Raw genomic sequence first — 15868 nt, 5'->3', positions numbered from 1 at the left:
TAGTATTGTATATTTTTTTTATCTTTTTTACAACCTTAATTTAGCATCTAATTTTTCTTCAAGATCTTTAACTATATTATTGTGAACTAAATTTATTTCATCATCTGTAAGAGTCTTATTTTCACTTCTATATGTTATAGAATATGCTACCGATTTATATCCCTTTTCTATTTGACTTCCCTTGTACACATCAAATAGTTTAAAACTTTCTATTATTCCATTAGAGTTTTCTTTTATAATATCCTCTATTTGTTTTACGAATATATCATCTCTAACAACAACTGCTAAATCCCTACTACTAGCTGGATATTTTGGTAAAGGTTTATATGTTTTATTATCTCTTGAAAGAAGTAATAAAAGTTCAAAATCAAGTTCTGCTACATAAGCTCTTTTATTTAGATCATAATTTTCTAAAACATCAGGGTGAATTTCTCCAAATACCCCTATTATATTATTATTGTATATTATATTTGCACATCTTCCTGGATGGAAAGTTGGATGATTTTTTTCTGGAATTATTTCATATTTATTAAATCCTATATTTTCAAATAATTCTTCTAATATACCTTTTAAATCAAAGAAATCATAACTTCCATAAAGCCCTACAACTATCGATTTTTTCTCAACAGGTATTATATCTTGCATTGGTATAAATATATTTCCTAATTCAAATCCGGCAAACTCAGAAACTTTATAAGAATTATTTCTGCTCATTACATCCATTATATTAGGAATTAACGTGCTTCTCATAACACTTGTATCTTCACCAAGAGGATTAATTATTTTTATTAGTTTTCTCTTGATTGAAGTTTCAGGTAATTTTATCATATCTAGACCTTTAGGGCTTACAAAAGAATATGTAAGTATTTCATTTATGCCCATAGATATTAATGATTGTTTTATCTTTTCTTCAAATAATTGTCCTATAGTTTTAAGACCCATCGTAGTCTGACCGAATATAGGATTTGAAGATATTTTGTCATAACCATAAATTCTAGCTACTTCTTCTAAAATATCTGCTTCTTGATGTATATCTAGTCTGTAAGAAGGAACAGTTATACTTATCTTTTCATCTTTATATTCGCATACAAACTCTAAGCTTTCTAGTATTTGTATTATCTGATCTACTTTTAAGTTTTCTCCTAGTAATTTATTTATTCTATTAGGGTCTACAACTAAACTTTTTGGAGTATAGACTTGTTTATAATTGTCTACATATCCTTTAAGTACTGTTCCTGAGTTTGTTTGCTCTATTAGTTGGCATACCCTATCTAACGCTGTTTTTACTAAATTTATATCAATTCCTTTTTCAAATCTAGAAGAAGCTTCTGTTCTAAGACCTATCTTTTTCGATGCATATCTTACTTTATCTGAATTAAAGTTTGCACTTTCTATAAGTATCTGTTTTGTATTTTCATCTACTTCAGAATTAAGTCCACCCATTACTCCTGCTAGTGCTATAGCTTTTTCTTCATCAGATATAACAATCATTTCTTCATCTAATACTCTATCTATACCATCTAGTGTTTTTATTGTTTCTTTATTTTCAGCTTTTCTTACTATTATTTTTTCACCTTTGATTTTAGATAAATCAAATGCATGTATAGGTTGACCCATTTCTATCATAACATAATTTGTTATGTCTACTATATTATTTATAGGTCTTATTCCTGCCTCTATAAGTCTTCTTTGCATCCAATATGGAGATGGCTTAATGATTACATCTTTAACTATTCTTGCTGCATATCTTTTACATATATCTTCATCTTTTATCTCTACTTTAAAATCGATATTTTCATCACTTTCTTTTATATTTATTTCAGGATATTTTATTTTTTTTCCTAAAGTAGCACAAGCCTCTCTTGCTATACCTATTATAGATAAACAATCTGGTCTGTTAGATGTTATCTCAAACTCTAGTATTGAATCATTTATTCCCAAAACTTCCCTTATATCTTTTCCAACTTCTTGACATGAATCTAGTATATATATTCCATCTTTCTTAGAATCATCTACCATATTTGCTGGAATGCCTAGTTCTTCATGAGAACACATCATTCCTTCAGATACTTCTCCTCTTAGCTTACCTTTTTTTATTTTTATTCCACCTGGAAGTTTTGCATTTACTAAAGCTACTGGGACATAATCCCCTACCTTTATATTTTTAGCTCCTGTAACTACTTGAATTATATTTTCTTTAACATCAACTTTTGTAATTAAAAGCTTATCTGCATTAGGATGGCTAGTAATTTCTAGTATTTTTCCTACAACTACATTTTCTATATCTTTACCTAGCGTTTCTATTTTTTCTACTTTTGATCCAGTCATTGTCATTTTATCAGCAAATTCTTTTACATCTATATCTATATCTACATAGTCTCTAAGCCATTTTAAAGGTACTAACATAGTTTACCTCCTTTAGAATTGATTTAAAAATCTCATATCATTTTCAAATAATAATCTTATATCATCTATTTCATACTTTAACATAGCAATTCTATCTATTCCCATACCGAATGCAAATCCACTATATTCATTAGGATCTATTCCACAATTTCTTAAAACATTAGGATGAACCATTCCAGCTCCTAATATTTCTATCCATCCTTCACCTTTACACATAGAGCATCCTGTTCCTTTACATTTAAAGCACGTAACATCTACTTCTGCACTAGGTTCAGTAAATGGAAAATTATGTGGTCTAAATTTAGTTTTTGTAGATTCTCCGAAAAACTGTTTTACAAATGCATCTAAAGTTCCCTTTAAATGAGTCATATTTATATCTTTATCTATAACTAATCCTTCTAATTGATGAAACATTGGAGAATGTGTTGCATCTGGTGCATCAAATCTAAAGCATCTACCTGGAGATATTATCTTTATAGGAAGAGGCATAGCTTTCATAGCTCTTATTTGTACTGGTGAAGTTTGAGTTCTTAAAAGTAAATTTTCATTTATATAAAATGTATCGCTCATTTCTCTTGAAGGATGATTTTTAGGAGCATTTAAAGCATCAAAATTATTGTATACAGTTTCTATTTCTGGTCCTTCAGCAACTTTAAATCCCATTCCTGTGAATATATACTTAAGTTCATCCATTATCTGAGTTATAGGATGTTTTTTCCCTATGCTTCTTTTTCTTGATGGCATTGTAACATCTATAGTTTCTAATCTTAATTTCTCATATTTTTCATTCTCTTTTATATGATCTTTTTTAATACGTATACTTTCTTCGAGTTCTTCTCTTACAGTATTAACTATTTTTCCTATAATAGGTCTTTCATCTTGTGATAATTTACCCATTCCCTTTAATATATTTGTAATTTCTCCCTTTTTACCTAGATATTTTACCCTTACATTTTCTATATCTTCTATTTTAGTACACTGATTTATTTCTAATAGGGCATTTTCCTTTATAGATAATAATTGCTCTTTCAAATATACCACCCTTTCTAGATTTATATAAATGTTAAGTATTTTTAAACTAAAAAAACTTTCATCCCTGTAGGGACGAAAGTTAAGCTCCGCGGTACCACCCTAATAGTCTTTAAAAGACCTCTCTAATGAATTAACGCATCATAACGTTAAGGCCTACTCTAACTTTTTCGACCTTAAAGCTCCGGAGTGAACTTCCTTTGTCATTTTATAGGATACTCTCAGCTAATAATATCCCTCTCTGTGATAAAATAGATCAAAGTACTTTTCTCCATCATAGCATTTAATTATCTACTTTTTAAACCAAATTATAACATAATAAAGGTTTATTTACAATACAATGAATTTTTTATTTCATACATCAAAAGTGCAGATGCTATAGCTGCATTTAAAGATTCAGCCTGTCCATATATAGGTATTTTAACAAGCTCATCTGATAAATCAATAATTTCTTTACTTACTCCATTAGCCTCATTTCCTACAACCAATGCTATTTTCCCTTTGTAATCAATCTTGTTATAGTAATTATTTGTATTAAGTGTACTTGATATTATTTTAAATCCATTTTCTTTTATATAGGTTAATACACCTTCATCTTCAGATTCTATTATATTTGTATTAAATATTGACCCCATAGTAGATCTTATAACTTTCGGATTATATATATCTACACATCCTTTTAGTAAAACTATAGCATCTACTCCTGCAGCATCTGCAGTTCTAATTATAGTTCCCATATTCCCTGGATCTTGTATTCTATCTAGTATCAATACAAAATTTAAATCTTTACTTGAAATAATCTTTCTTAAATTTTTAATTTCATACTTTACAACAGCTAGTATTCCTTGAGGATTATCTGTATCTGAAATTTCTTTAAATAGTTTATCACTAACCATGTAAATACTTACATTCTTATTTTTTATTTCCTCTATAAAATCGCTATATTTTTGATCAAAATTATCGCTTAAAACTACACAATCTATAGCTACACTTTTATAAAAGGCATCTTTGACTATTCTATATCCTTCTATTATATATTTTTTCTCTTTAACTCTATTTTTCTTTTTCAAAAGAGATTTTATATATTTTATTTTTTCATTTTCTTTACTAGTTATATTTACAACCATAGTTATCTATCCCTTTTTTTCAATTTTATTTATATCTTGATTTTTACCTATAACTATTAATATGTCATTTTCTTGTAAGGTATCTTCAGCTGCTGGAGATATATTTATATTAGCTCCTTGTTTTATAGCCATAACATTTATACCATAGCTTGCCCTTAAATTTAATTCTTTTATGCTTTTTCCTATCCAAGTTTGTGGACATGCTATCTCAACTATAGAATATTCAAGATCTAATTCTATATAGTCTATAACATTTTTAGATACTAAATTGTGAGCAACTCTAACTCCCATGTCTCTTTCAGGAAATACTACTTTATCTGCTCCTATCTTATATAAAACTTTTGCTTGTAGTTCATTTTGTGCCTTACATAAAACATATTTAACTCCTAATTCTTTAACTATCAAAGTAGCCATTATAGATGATTGTATATCTGTTCCTATTCCTATAACAGCTACATCAAAATTTCTAATTCCAAGTGATTTAAGTGCATTTTCATCTGTTACATCAGCTTGTACTGCATGGGTTACAAAATTTGATATATTTTGGACTTTTTCTTCTGATTTATCTATGGCTAATACATCATTTCCGTATCCATACAAAGTCGTAGCAACTGATGAGCCAAATCTTCCACATCCAATTACAACAAACTGCTTCATAATTTTAGCTCCTTTCTATCCAACTAATATTTTATCCTCTGGATATCTTACTATACTTTTCTTTTGTCTAGCTGCAAGAGCTATCAATATAGTTAATGCTCCAACTCTACCAGCAAACATTGAAAAAATTATAAGAATCTTTCCTATATTTGAAAGTTCAGATGTTATTCCAAGACTTAATCCTACTGTTCCAAATGCTGATACAGATTCAAAGAATACATTGATAAATTCAAAATTATGCGTAAAACTTAAGCCCATAGTTACAAATATAATAAGTGTAATCCCTATAGCAACTACTGCTAACGCCTTATTTACAGCTGTATATGATATTCTTCTATTAAAAGCTTCTACATCTTCTCTACCTCTTACAAGAGCTATAACTGCAAATGCAAGAACTGCTAGGGTTGATGTTTTTATACCTCCTGCTGTTGATGCAGGTGAACCCCCTATAAACATTAATATAATAGTTAAAAATTTAGATGTATCTTCTAAACTAGCTAAGTCTATTGTATTAAACCCAGCTGTTCTAGGTGTTACAGCTTGAAATAAAGCTGCTAATATCTTTCCCTTCAAAGATAGGTTTCCTAATGTATCTGGATTATTAAATTCAAAGATAAAGAATAATACAAATCCTATAGATATTAAAATGAGTGACATTGATAAAACTATCTTAGAATGAAGAGTAAGTCTTGATAACTTCCTCTTTTTTAGTATGTCCATTATTACAGTAAATCCTATTCCTCCACATATAACAAGGCTTATTATAACTATATTTACAATTAAGTTGTCTACATACGGAGTAAGAGATTTTCCATTTCCTATTATATCAAATCCTGCATTACAAAAGGCTGATACTGAATGAAATATTCCATACGCTACTCCTTTTAAAAAGCCCATTTGTGGAACAAACACAAAAGACAATAATAATGCTCCTATCCCTTCTATAATAAATGTTCCCGCAAGGATATGTCTTGTTAGTCTTACAAGACCTTCAAGTTCATTTTGATTTAAAGATTCTTGAATAATAAGTCTTTCTCTAAGAGATATCTTTTTTCCAATTAACATTGAAAACAGCGTGGCCATAGACATAAATCCTAGCCCACCAACTTGTATAAGAATAAGTATAACTAGTTTTCCAAACTTACTCCAGTAAGTACCTGTATCTACAACTACTAATCCTGTAACACATACTGCTGATGTAGATGTAAATAAAGCATTTAAAAAACCAACACTCTCTCCACTATTTGTAGCTATAGGTAAATTAAGTAATAATGCTCCAACTAGTATAATAGCTGCAAACCCTGCTACTATTATTTGAGAAGGGATATATTTATACCTTTTCTTTCTGGTATATCTTAACATTTTGTTCACCTCTTTTGTATACCTTTGAAAAATTTCAAGTTATATATTATCAAATAACACATTAATTTTAAAGGGAAAAAATAAAAAAGTCTTCCTTTAGATTTTTAAAGGAAAGACCTTTTAAAACTTACCTTCTATTTATAATTGTACTAATATTTTTAGATGCATTCTTAATATCATCTTTTCCTAATATTGCTGATACAACTGCAATACCATCTACATTTGTTTTTTGTATGCTTTTTATATTCGTTTCATTTATTCCGCCTATAGCTACAACAGGTATATTTACACATGATTTTATTTGTTTTAGCACATCTAACGAAACTTTGTTTGTATTTTTCTTTGTATTTGTGTTAAATACTGCTCCAACACCTATATAATCAGCTGTGTCCTTTTCAGCTTTCAATGCAAGCTCAAGATTCGATACTGAAATTCCTAAAATCTTATTTTTACCTATCAAGTTTCTAGCTACTATAGCAGGAAGATCTTGTTGTCCTAGATGTACTCCTGATGCATCAACTGCAATAGCTATGTCTATTCTATCATTTATTATGAGTGGAATATTATATTTATCAGTTACCATTTTAGCTTTTTTAGCTATATTGTAAAATTCTAGACTCGATATATTCTTTTCTCTAATTTGTACAATTGTAACTCCACCTATTATAGCATCTTCTATACTTTTAAATAAATCTTTACCTTTAAGTATATCTCTATCTGTTACTAAATAAAGAGAATAATTAACATTCATTTTTAAATTCACCAATCTCTTTGAGCATATTACATTTTTTATAAATACTATAAAAATGATTTGTAGGGCCAATACCTTTACCAATAGATAATGAATTTTGTATAGCTATAGTTATGTATTCTTTAGCTTTTACTATAGATTTTTCAACAGAATATCCTTTTGCCAAGTTCGAAGCTATTGCAGAAGATAGGGTACATCCTGTTCCATGTGTGTTTTTTGTATGTATCCTCTTACCTATAAAGTACTTGAAACCTTTTCCATCAAATAAAATGTCTACTGGATCTGTGCTCAAGTGTCCACCCTTTATTAATATCATTTTAGCTCCCATTTCAAAAATAACCTTACAAGATTTTTTCATATCATTAATAGAATTGATCGTAACACCTGTTATAACTTCAGCCTCAGGAATATTTGGTGTAACTATAGTGCATAATGGTAGTAACTCTTTCAGTAATATGTCTTTTGCATCTGGGCCTAATAATGTATGTCCACTTTTAGAAACCATTACTGGATCTAAAACTATATTATCTGGTGAATATTTTTTCAACTTTCTACTTACTGATTTTATTATGTCTCGATTTGAAAGCATACCTACCTTTACTGCATCAACTTTTATATCTGTAAATATTGCATCTAGCTGTTTTTCAACCATATCAGCTGAAATATTTTCAATTCCTATAACTCCCTTTGTATTCTGAGCTGTTACTGCCGTTATAACACTCATTCCATATACTCCGTGTGCGTAAAAGGTTTTTAAATCTGCTTGAATACCAGCTCCTGCACAGCTATCCGATCCAGCTATCGTTAATGCTGTTCTCATTATATAATGCTCCTTTCAATTCTTTTACAGTTTTAGATACATTTTCTGCTTGCATTATTAAAGACATAACTGCTGCTCCACTTGCACCAGATTCATATACCTTCCTTATATTATATTTATTTATTCCTCCAATACATATTATTGGAATATCTATGTTTTTTCTTAATTCTCGTATAAAATCTATTCCTTTTGGATCAAGATTAGGCTTACATGTAGTATTAAATATGTGTCCTGCTAATACATAGCTAGCTCCTAATCTTTCTGATAGTATTGCTTCATTTATACTATGTATTGATACTCCTATTTTTCCATTGAAATTTATATTTTTATTTAAAAAATCTACAAAACTTACTTGAATTCCACTCGCATTTAGTCTATTTGCTACTTCTATGTTACTATTTATTATCAAAGGTATATTATTTTTAGAAAGTATTTTCTTTATATACATTCCCATTTGGTAAAGCTCATCAGAGCTTAAATCCTTCTCTCTCAATATAACAGCATCTATTCCTGCTTCTGTTGCATCTTGTATTATGTTGTATATATTATTTTTGCCTATTAATTTTCTATTTGTTACTAGATATAACACTATTCATCATCCCTTAAAATATTTATATCCTTTCCTGATAATATTTTATTCATATTTCTCATTGAGCACATCTTACCACACATACTACAACTATCTTCATGTTTAGGTTTAGATTCTTCTCTATATCTTTTAGCTTTCTCAGGATCTATCGCAAGTTTAAACATTTCTTCCCAGTCTAAGTTTCTTCTAGCCTCACTCATTTTGTAATCCCAATTTCTAGCTCCTTTTATTCCCTTAACTATATCACCTGCATGTGCAGCTATTTTAGATGCTATAATCCCTTCCTTTATATCATCAAGTGTAGGAAGTCTAAGGTGTTCTGCTGGAGTTACGCAACATAAAAAGTCAACTCCGTTAGCTGCTGCAATAGCTCCACCTATAGAGCTTGTTATATGATCGTATCCTGGAGCAATATCTGTAACTATTGGTCCTAGTACATAAAAAGGAGCACCATGACAAAGTTTCTTTTGTATAAGTACATTAGCTTTTATTTCATCAAGTGACATATGTCCTGGACCTTCTATTATTACTTGTACATTTCTTTCCCATGCTCTTTTTGTAAGCTCTCCAAGTATTATAAGTTCTTCTATTTGAGAAGCATCTGTTGAGTCATTTATACTTCCAGGACGACAAGCATCCCCTAAACTTATAGTAACATCATACTTTTCACATATATCTAAAACCTTATCATAATACTCATAGAACGGATTTTCCTTGTTATTCAACTCCATCCAAGCAAAAAGTAGGGACCCCCCTCTAGATACTATATTTGTAAGTCTTTTATTTTTTTTGAATGTTTCACACGTTCTTTTTGTCAATCCCGCATGTATTGTCATAAAATCTACGCCATCTCTAGCATGTTTTTCTACTACATCTAAAAACTCATCTGCTGTTATATCTTTAAGTTCTTTATCGTAAAATCCAATAGCGTCATATATAGGAACTGTTCCTATCATAGCAGGAGATATTTGTATCAATCTTTTTCTGAACTCCTCTGTTTTTCCAAATGAACTTAAATCCATTATTGACTCTACCTTTAGATCTAGTGATTTTTTTACTTTCTCAATCTCATTTTCTATATCAGGACAGTCTTTTGAAATTCCTACATTTACATTAATTTTTGTTCTTAGTCCTTCCCCTATTCCTTCTGGATCTAACGATTTATGATTTTTATTTGCACATATTACAACCTTTCCCTTAGCTATCAAATCCATCAATTTCTCTACATCTATTTGTTCTTTTCTAGATACAATCTCCATTTGTTTTGTAACAATACCCTTTTTAGCTGCATCCATTTGAGTTGTATAATTCATTATAATATCTCCCCCTTTTTATATAATCATCCAATCTTTAAATACTGGCTGGTATCCTGCTGATATAATGGCTTTTTTTACTTGTTCTACACTTCTTGTATCACAAATATCAAATTGACTAACTCCTTTATTATCTAATGAATAACCGCCAACCTGCGTTGAAACTCCTGCTGACATTTTTGTTACGCCAAGTGGAATAATCTTATCTCTAAATAAAGCATTTTCTCTTGTAGAAATATTAATCCCTGCTCTTGGAATATACAATCTTAAAGCAAGTATCGACTGAACCAGATTTTTATCTGTTACCTTGTATGGTTTAAAATTACTTCCAATAAAAGGTCTAATTCTTGGAAAAGAAAAACTTATTTCTACATGAGAATACTTATTTTGAAGATACTTGCCATGAAGTCCCATAAAGAATACTTCACTTCTCCAGTCATAAAGTCCAAGTAATACACCTAAATTTACAAATCTAATATTTTGCCTACAAGCTCTTTCTGGAGCATCTAACCTATATTTATAATTTTTCTTATCTCCAGATATATGTACTTTGCTATACATCTGTTCGTTATATACTTCTTGATATATAGTTAAGCCATCTACTCCTTCATTAATAAGTTCTCTATATTCTTTTTCATCCAGAGCATATATTTCTATTGAAATAGAATCGAAATATTGTTTTAAAACTCTTATACAATCCTTTAAGTACGATATATGTGTTTTAATTTTGTCCTCACCAGTCAAGATTAAAATATGCCTAATCCCATTTTCATAAATAGCCTTAGCTTCTTCTTTTATTTCATCTAAAGTCAACTGTTTTCTATCTATCTTATTTCTTAAACTAAAACTACAATAAGAGCATACGTTCCTACAGAAATTCGATATATATATGGGTGTGTAAAGCAATATAGTCTTTCCAAACTGCTTAACAGATATTTCATTGGCTTTTGTAGCTATTTTTTCTAAGTACTTCTCTGCAGACGGAGAAAGTAATGTTAATAAGTCTATTTCATTTAACTTATCCTTACGTAACACATTTTCTATGTCTGAATCTTTTACATTTATATAAAAATTTTCAAAGTTAAAGTTTTTATATAGACTGTATTTATCGTAAAAGCCCATTAAATGTCCCCTCCATCTAGAAACCCTGTCAACGGAGAAGATGCTTGAGCATATTTTTTTACTGCACCTGTTTTAGCTAAGAAAGCTTTTCTCCCTGCTACTACAGCATGATAAAACGCCTCTCCCATCATAACTGGATCATCAGATGTAGCTATAGCAGTATTTACTAAAACGGCATCAACCCCCATTTCCATTGCTTTTGCAGCGTGAGATGGTTTACCTATACCTGCATCTACTATTATAGGTATATCTATCTCTTCTATTAATATTGAAATCATCTCTTCTGTTTTTAACCCCTTATTAGTTCCAATAGGTGCCCCTAAAGGCATTATAGATGCTGCCCCAGCGTCAACTAACCTCTTTGCATCCATAAGATCAGGATTCATATAAGGAAAAACTACAAAACCTTCCTTAGCTAAAATCTCTGTAGCTTTTATAGTTTCATAATTATCAGGAAGTAAATACTTGTTATCCGAGATTACTTCTATCTTAATCCAATTCCCGCAACCTGCTGCCCTTGCAAGTCTAGCTATCCTTACAGCTTCTTGAGCATTTCTTGCTCCAGAAGTATTTGGCATTAAAATACAATCCTTATTTATATATTCTAAGATATTGTCTTCTTTAGAAGTTAAATCAACTCTCCTCAATGCAACTGTTACAACATTAGTTTTAGATGACTGTATAACTTTTGGAAGAATATCATTAGAAGAAAATTTCCCTGTTCCTATAAACAATCTGCTCTTTAAGATTTTTCCATCTATTATAAGATTATCCATGTAAATCCCCCCTTAAGCTTCATCCTGAGAAAGTAAAATCCTTATTACCATATTGGCTTGATGACTAGCAGCAATTGACACCCTCGGAGCCATAAGTCCTAGGCCCGGTCTTGCTTGCGAAAATCCATCTCCTACAAGATAAAAATTCTCTGTAACTCTCTTTGTTTTAATAAGATTAGATGAGAAATACCCTCCTACACCAGAAGATGCTACTATTTTTTTACTCGACATTTGTATAAGCACTTCATTAACTAAAGTTGCTTTAGATTTAGGATTATCAAATGCTTCAACTATTACATCTACATCTGAGAATATAAACTTTATATTATCTCGCTCTACGAAAACGTTTTTTGTCTGAACAGTAACAAATGGATTAATATCAGCTATGATTTGAGCTAGAGCATCAGTTTTCCTCATTCCAATATGCTTTAGAAAATATTGTTGTCTATTCAAATTACTAGGCTCTACAACATCATAATCTACTAATACTAACTTTCCTATACCCATTCTAGCCAAAAGTACAGCCACATTTGATCCAAGCCCGCCAAGTCCTGCTATTGCTACTTTAGCATTTTTTATTTTTTCATGTACCTCAGGAGAGTGTCTTGAAACTAAAAGGTATTCTAGCTCTTGCTTAGTTGGAATTTCTCCTCTTTTTATCAAAACAATCTTATCATTATCTTTAAGAGCAATATCTTCCTTTATAATAAAACCATTAAAGATTATAATATCTGCATCTTTTTTTATAGCATCCCTAACTTCAAATGCAGTCACTTCATGCTCAAAAGAGTATATATTTTCATTCACATATATATTCAAATTAACCTCCCCCTACAAACCTAACTATTTCAACTCTATCTTCATTATTTAAAACTTTAGACTTATATTTTTCTTTATCAATTATTTGTAAATTCACTTCAACTACTACAGTATCTGGATCTAAGTTTAAATCTATAAGTAATTGATAAACTGTAATTTCTTCATTTATATCAAATTGTTTTCCATTTATAACCATATACTTCACCTCCTTTTGCGATGAATTTTTTTGCAAATAAAAAACACAAACCCAAAGTAGGGTTTGTGTACACAAACAAAAAACGATGCACTATACACTTCCCTACGCTGGTATTACCCAGATCAGGTTAAAGGGTCAAAGATTAACGGATCTTTTTCTCAGCTGGCCATTATCCAGCTCCCCTAGTGGTTTCTATGTAATCATAGATAAATGGTAACATGTACAAATTAATGTGTCAATGCTCAATTTTTGCTCTATAATATTAACTTAAGATAACATCTGCCATGAGCACTCCAATTATATTGCTTTTTTCATCTTTTATAGGAACAGAAATAGCTACACAATAATTTCCTGTATCTGTAGAAATATATGGCTTTGATCTAAATTCCTTTCCAATAATACCTTCTTTAAAATATTTTCTATGTTTAAAGTTTTGCACAAAATCTTCTTCATCTAAATTTGAAACAGCACTATACCCTTCTTTATTCAAAGCACAAATTACCTCAAAATAAGATTTTGATTGTATTATTTCCTTTAGTTTTCTTCTAAAATTAGCTCCATACGACTTTTCTAAAATGTTTTTGTTTTTAGATATATCTTTTAGAACTTTAAAAGCTTCTTTTATTCTTTCTTCCATTTCGTTAGTAATCTTAAAGCTATCTAGATATCTTCTCATATATTCAAATGTATCCTGAGACATATTTTCAAGTTCTGAAATCGATGACGCAATAGATTGTATAGCTGAAGAATGTTGCATACTTCTTTCGCTTATCTCTAAAGAAACTTTATTTGTTGTATCAACTACATAAGTAAAATCTTTTATAATTTTATTTACATTTTTAGCTAGTTCTAATTGTTGTACGGATTTGTCATATATATTTTTGACATCCTCTATTACCTGTTCAGACTTATTATATATACTATCTAACGAAAGTACAGATTTATCTGCTATATCTATATCTTTGTTTATAAGATTTATTTCATCTTGAAATTTATTTGATATGCCCATTATTTTTTCTGTTACAGAGTTTATTATGTCAGATATTTTCTTTACAGAATCAGATGACTGAACTGCAAGTTTTCTTATTTCTTCTGCTACAACAGCAAATCCCTTTCCTGATTCTCCTGCTCTTGCTGCTTCTATGGCTGCATTTAGCGCTAAAAGGTTTGTTTTCTTTGAAATGTTTTCAACTTCACTTGTTATATTGTATATGTCTTTTATTTGATAAGTAAGGTTTACTATTTCATTTGACATATCATTTCCAACATCTTTACTATACTTTAAAAGCTCTATAACCTTTATAAAAACTTCCTTGCTCTTTTCTACAGTTTCATTCATATTCTCAACTTCATTTATAGCCCTTTGAGAATTATCTTTAGACATATTTGCAAATTCAAATAGCTTATCAGATGCATCTTCTACTTTCTTAATTTCTTCTGTTTGAGACTCAATTGTTTTTGATAAATCTTCTATAGATGTACATATTTCTTCAAAAGTTAAAGAATTATTATATATATTTTGGGATATTACATTTGTATTTTCGCTAAGTCTTTGCGAAAAGGAATATACATTTCCTATTATTATTCTTACATCATGTAAGAAAGCATTTAGGTTCTCTCCTAACTTACCTAATTTATCTGTAAATTTTTGATTGAGATTTCTTTGCTTTAGCATCTCAGATTTTATTAGATCCTCGCTATTTTCTTTAAATTTAATATTGAATGCTATATTTGCTAACAAAAGGATTATAAATACAGCTAAAGCAAAATATATTCCTTCAAAATTCTTTAAGAAATAAATAATAACTGTACACAATAATGAACCTAACAAAATACTTACATTTTTCACTACCTTATCCCCCTGTCCATAAGTTTAAAAATTCATTAATATAAGTTTAGTTTAATTTTATATCTTTCTTATATAAATTTCAACATAGTCTATATAGAAAAAGGCTCTATCCAATAGCTAGACAGGATTACAATGAGTCCAATCTAATCTGTTGATAAAGAGCCAAAATAATAATTATTATCCCCCTAAAGTTATATCTTGTTTGCCATACCATTTAAGAGCATCATAAAAGTGATCAGGTTTGAAATCAGGCCAGTAGTCATCTACCACATAAAAGTCAGAATATACAGTTTGAACCGGAAGAAAACCACTTAATCTTCTTCTACCACCCCATCTTATTACTAAATCTATTCTAGATACATCAGATGATTTTAGATAGTTATGGAGTTCACCTTTGCTACTTACTTTCTCATTATTTACATTATTAAGATCCCAATGCCATCCATAATTAACTAAAAAATTAACCTTTATTTGTCCACTTCCAAATTTTCTTCTTTCAGTATAGGGAAGTAATTCTTTTGGAAACATAGGAGATTCTGAATTTCCAACTACAAGAAGCTGCGCATCTTCTTTAGATAACATATTAACTGCATCTACACATGCCTTAGTAAATGCCATTACCTGCATTTTAGGCCTTTTAGTATTATCTGTAGTAAATCCATAGTATGTAATTTCCTTTACCCCTGCATCTTTACATAGTCTAAACAACTCAAGCCCTGGATCTAATCCTTTATCATATCCCATTTCCTTTGTCATCCCATTATTTACTGCCCATCTTCTGTTTCCATCTGGTATAACCCCTATATGTTTAGGAATTCTCATATAAACACCTCCTTATTTATTCAAATTATTATTGCCATGTAAAGAGGTGTACATACACAAAAAAAGATTATGTGGCTACGTCCTACTCTCCCAGGAGGCTTCCCTCCAAGTACCATCGGCGCAAAGGAGCTTAACTTCTGTGTTCGGAATGGGAACAGGTGTATCCTCCTTGCTATAGTAACCACATAATCTTTTAATTTACTTTGTACTTTTATATTAGCACATTCAAA

Annotated in this window: 15 protein-coding genes, 1 rRNA gene, 1 riboswitch and 1 other annotated feature; all 16 genes read right to left on the bottom strand. The window is 29.8% G+C overall.

The annotated features are described in order from the left end of the window. Positions 1-27 precede the first annotated feature (27 nt). The 16 genes from pheT to rrf all read right to left on the bottom strand — a co-directional run bounded on the left by pheT (position 28) and on the right by rrf (position 15824). Complete coding sequence (gene pheT / locus JWYL7_RS02315; RefSeq protein WP_066068344.1) at positions 28-2406, bottom strand: phenylalanine--tRNA ligase subunit beta; 2379 nt, start codon at positions 2404-2406, stop codon at positions 28-30. Between the two features lie 12 nt (positions 2407-2418). Next, positions 2419-3438: a phenylalanine--tRNA ligase subunit alpha gene (gene pheS, locus JWYL7_RS02310; protein ID WP_066068340.1), complete on the bottom strand. Its 1020-nt coding sequence runs from the start codon at positions 3436-3438 to the stop codon at positions 2419-2421. Between the two features lie 65 nt (positions 3439-3503). After that, positions 3504-3722 (bottom strand) — a binding site (T-box leader). Between the two features lie 39 nt (positions 3723-3761). Further along, positions 3762-4562 carry a 23S rRNA (guanosine(2251)-2'-O)-methyltransferase RlmB gene (gene rlmB, locus JWYL7_RS02305; RefSeq protein WP_066068337.1) on the bottom strand — a complete coding sequence of 267 codons (801 nt, stop codon included), beginning with the start codon at positions 4560-4562 and terminating at the stop codon, positions 3762-3764. Between the two features lie 6 nt (positions 4563-4568). Beyond that, a complete protein-coding gene (locus JWYL7_RS02300) occupies positions 4569-5219 on the bottom strand; it encodes a potassium channel family protein (RefSeq protein ID WP_066068334.1) in 651 nt (216 codons plus the stop codon). 15 nt (positions 5220-5234) lie between these two features. Beyond that, positions 5235-6581, bottom strand: coding sequence for a TrkH family potassium uptake protein (locus JWYL7_RS02295; RefSeq protein ID WP_066068331.1), 1347 nt, complete (start codon positions 6579-6581; stop codon positions 5235-5237). 127 nt (positions 6582-6708) lie between these two features. Next, the gene (thiE, locus tag JWYL7_RS02290; protein ID WP_066068328.1) at positions 6709-7332 is read right to left on the bottom strand and encodes a thiamine phosphate synthase; all 624 of its coding nucleotides are present in this window, start codon (positions 7330-7332) and stop codon (positions 6709-6711) included. After that, positions 7322-8152 (bottom strand): bifunctional hydroxymethylpyrimidine kinase/phosphomethylpyrimidine kinase, encoded by an 831-nt coding sequence (gene thiD, locus JWYL7_RS02285; RefSeq protein WP_066068325.1) that lies wholly within the window; start codon positions 8150-8152, stop codon positions 7322-7324. The genes thiE and thiD overlap by 11 nt, the downstream gene beginning before the upstream one ends. Then, positions 8118-8741, bottom strand: a complete 624-nt coding sequence (locus JWYL7_RS02280; RefSeq protein WP_066068321.1) for a thiamine phosphate synthase — start codon at positions 8739-8741, stop codon at positions 8118-8120. The genes thiD and JWYL7_RS02280 overlap by 35 nt, the downstream gene beginning before the upstream one ends. Further along, entirely contained in the window at positions 8741-10054 is a 1314-nt protein-coding gene (gene thiC / locus JWYL7_RS02275) for a phosphomethylpyrimidine synthase ThiC (protein ID WP_066068319.1), read from the bottom strand. The genes JWYL7_RS02280 and thiC overlap by 1 nt, the downstream gene beginning before the upstream one ends. Positions 10055-10072: 18 nt before the next feature. Next, positions 10073-11176, bottom strand: a complete 1104-nt coding sequence (gene thiH, locus JWYL7_RS02270; protein WP_066068316.1) for a 2-iminoacetate synthase ThiH — start codon at positions 11174-11176, stop codon at positions 10073-10075. Next, positions 11176-11952, bottom strand: a complete 777-nt coding sequence (locus tag JWYL7_RS02265) for a thiazole synthase (protein WP_066068314.1) — start codon at positions 11950-11952, stop codon at positions 11176-11178. The genes thiH and JWYL7_RS02265 overlap by 1 nt, the downstream gene beginning before the upstream one ends. Before the next feature lie 12 nt (positions 11953-11964). Further along, on the bottom strand, positions 11965-12771 hold the full coding sequence (gene thiF / locus JWYL7_RS02260) for a sulfur carrier protein ThiS adenylyltransferase ThiF (protein ID WP_066068311.1): 807 nt from the start codon (positions 12769-12771) through the stop codon (positions 11965-11967). A 1-nt stretch (position 12772) separates the two neighbouring features. Then, positions 12773-12967: a sulfur carrier protein ThiS gene (gene thiS, locus JWYL7_RS02255; protein ID WP_066068308.1), complete on the bottom strand. Its 195-nt coding sequence runs from the start codon at positions 12965-12967 to the stop codon at positions 12773-12775. Between the two features lie 82 nt (positions 12968-13049). After that, positions 13050-13161: riboswitch (TPP riboswitch) on the bottom strand. Positions 13162-13229: 68 nt separating this feature from the next. Continuing rightward, a complete protein-coding gene (locus tag JWYL7_RS02250; protein ID WP_066068302.1) occupies positions 13230-14816 on the bottom strand; it encodes a methyl-accepting chemotaxis protein in 1587 nt (528 codons plus the stop codon). A gap of 177 nt (positions 14817-14993) precedes the next feature. After that, a complete protein-coding gene (gene uppS / locus JWYL7_RS02245) occupies positions 14994-15638 on the bottom strand; it encodes a polyprenyl diphosphate synthase (RefSeq protein WP_066068300.1) in 645 nt (214 codons plus the stop codon). A gap of 69 nt (positions 15639-15707) precedes the next feature. After that, a 5S ribosomal RNA gene (gene rrf, locus JWYL7_RS02240) occupies positions 15708-15824 on the bottom strand. Positions 15825-15868 lie beyond the last annotated feature (44 nt).

The sequence above is a fragment of the Alkalithermobacter thermoalcaliphilus JW-YL-7 = DSM 7308 genome, assembly GCA_001584565.1.
GTDB lineage: Bacteria > Bacillota > Clostridia > Peptostreptococcales > Peptostreptococcaceae > Alkalithermobacter > Alkalithermobacter thermoalcaliphilus.
Note: the sequence above shows the minus strand (reverse complement) of the source record. Positions and strands in the feature narration are given on the sequence as shown.

Bases quoted from the DNA above. Each gene is read 5' to 3' on its own strand.
- pheT (WP_066068344.1), bottom strand. From the start codon at position 2,406: ATGTTAGTACCTTTAAAATGGCTTAGAGACTATGTAGATATAGATATA.
- thiD (WP_066068325.1), bottom strand. From the start codon at position 8,152: ATGAGAACAGCATTAACGATAGCTGGATCGGATAGCTGTGCAGGAGCT.
- thiC (WP_066068319.1), bottom strand. From the start codon at position 10,054: ATGAATTATACAACTCAAATGGATGCAGCTAAAAAGGGTATTGTTACA.
- thiS (WP_066068308.1), bottom strand. From the start codon at position 12,967: ATGGTTATAAATGGAAAACAATTTGATATAAATGAAGAAATTACAGTT.
- thiH (WP_066068316.1), bottom strand. From the start codon at position 11,176: ATGGGCTTTTACGATAAATACAGTCTATATAAAAACTTTAACTTTGAA.
- uppS (WP_066068300.1), bottom strand. From the start codon at position 15,638: ATGAGAATTCCTAAACATATAGGGGTTATACCAGATGGAAACAGAAGA.
- rlmB (WP_066068337.1), bottom strand. From the start codon at position 4,562: ATGGTTGTAAATATAACTAGTAAAGAAAATGAAAAAATAAAATATATA.
- thiE (WP_066068328.1), bottom strand. From the start codon at position 7,332: ATGAATGTTAATTATTCTCTTTATTTAGTAACAGATAGAGATATACTT.
- JWYL7_RS02265 (WP_066068314.1), bottom strand. From the start codon at position 11,952: ATGGATAATCTTATAATAGATGGAAAAATCTTAAAGAGCAGATTGTTT.
- JWYL7_RS02300 (WP_066068334.1), bottom strand. From the start codon at position 5,219: ATGAAGCAGTTTGTTGTAATTGGATGTGGAAGATTTGGCTCATCAGTT.
- JWYL7_RS02295 (WP_066068331.1), bottom strand. From the start codon at position 6,581: ATGTTAAGATATACCAGAAAGAAAAGGTATAAATATATCCCTTCTCAA.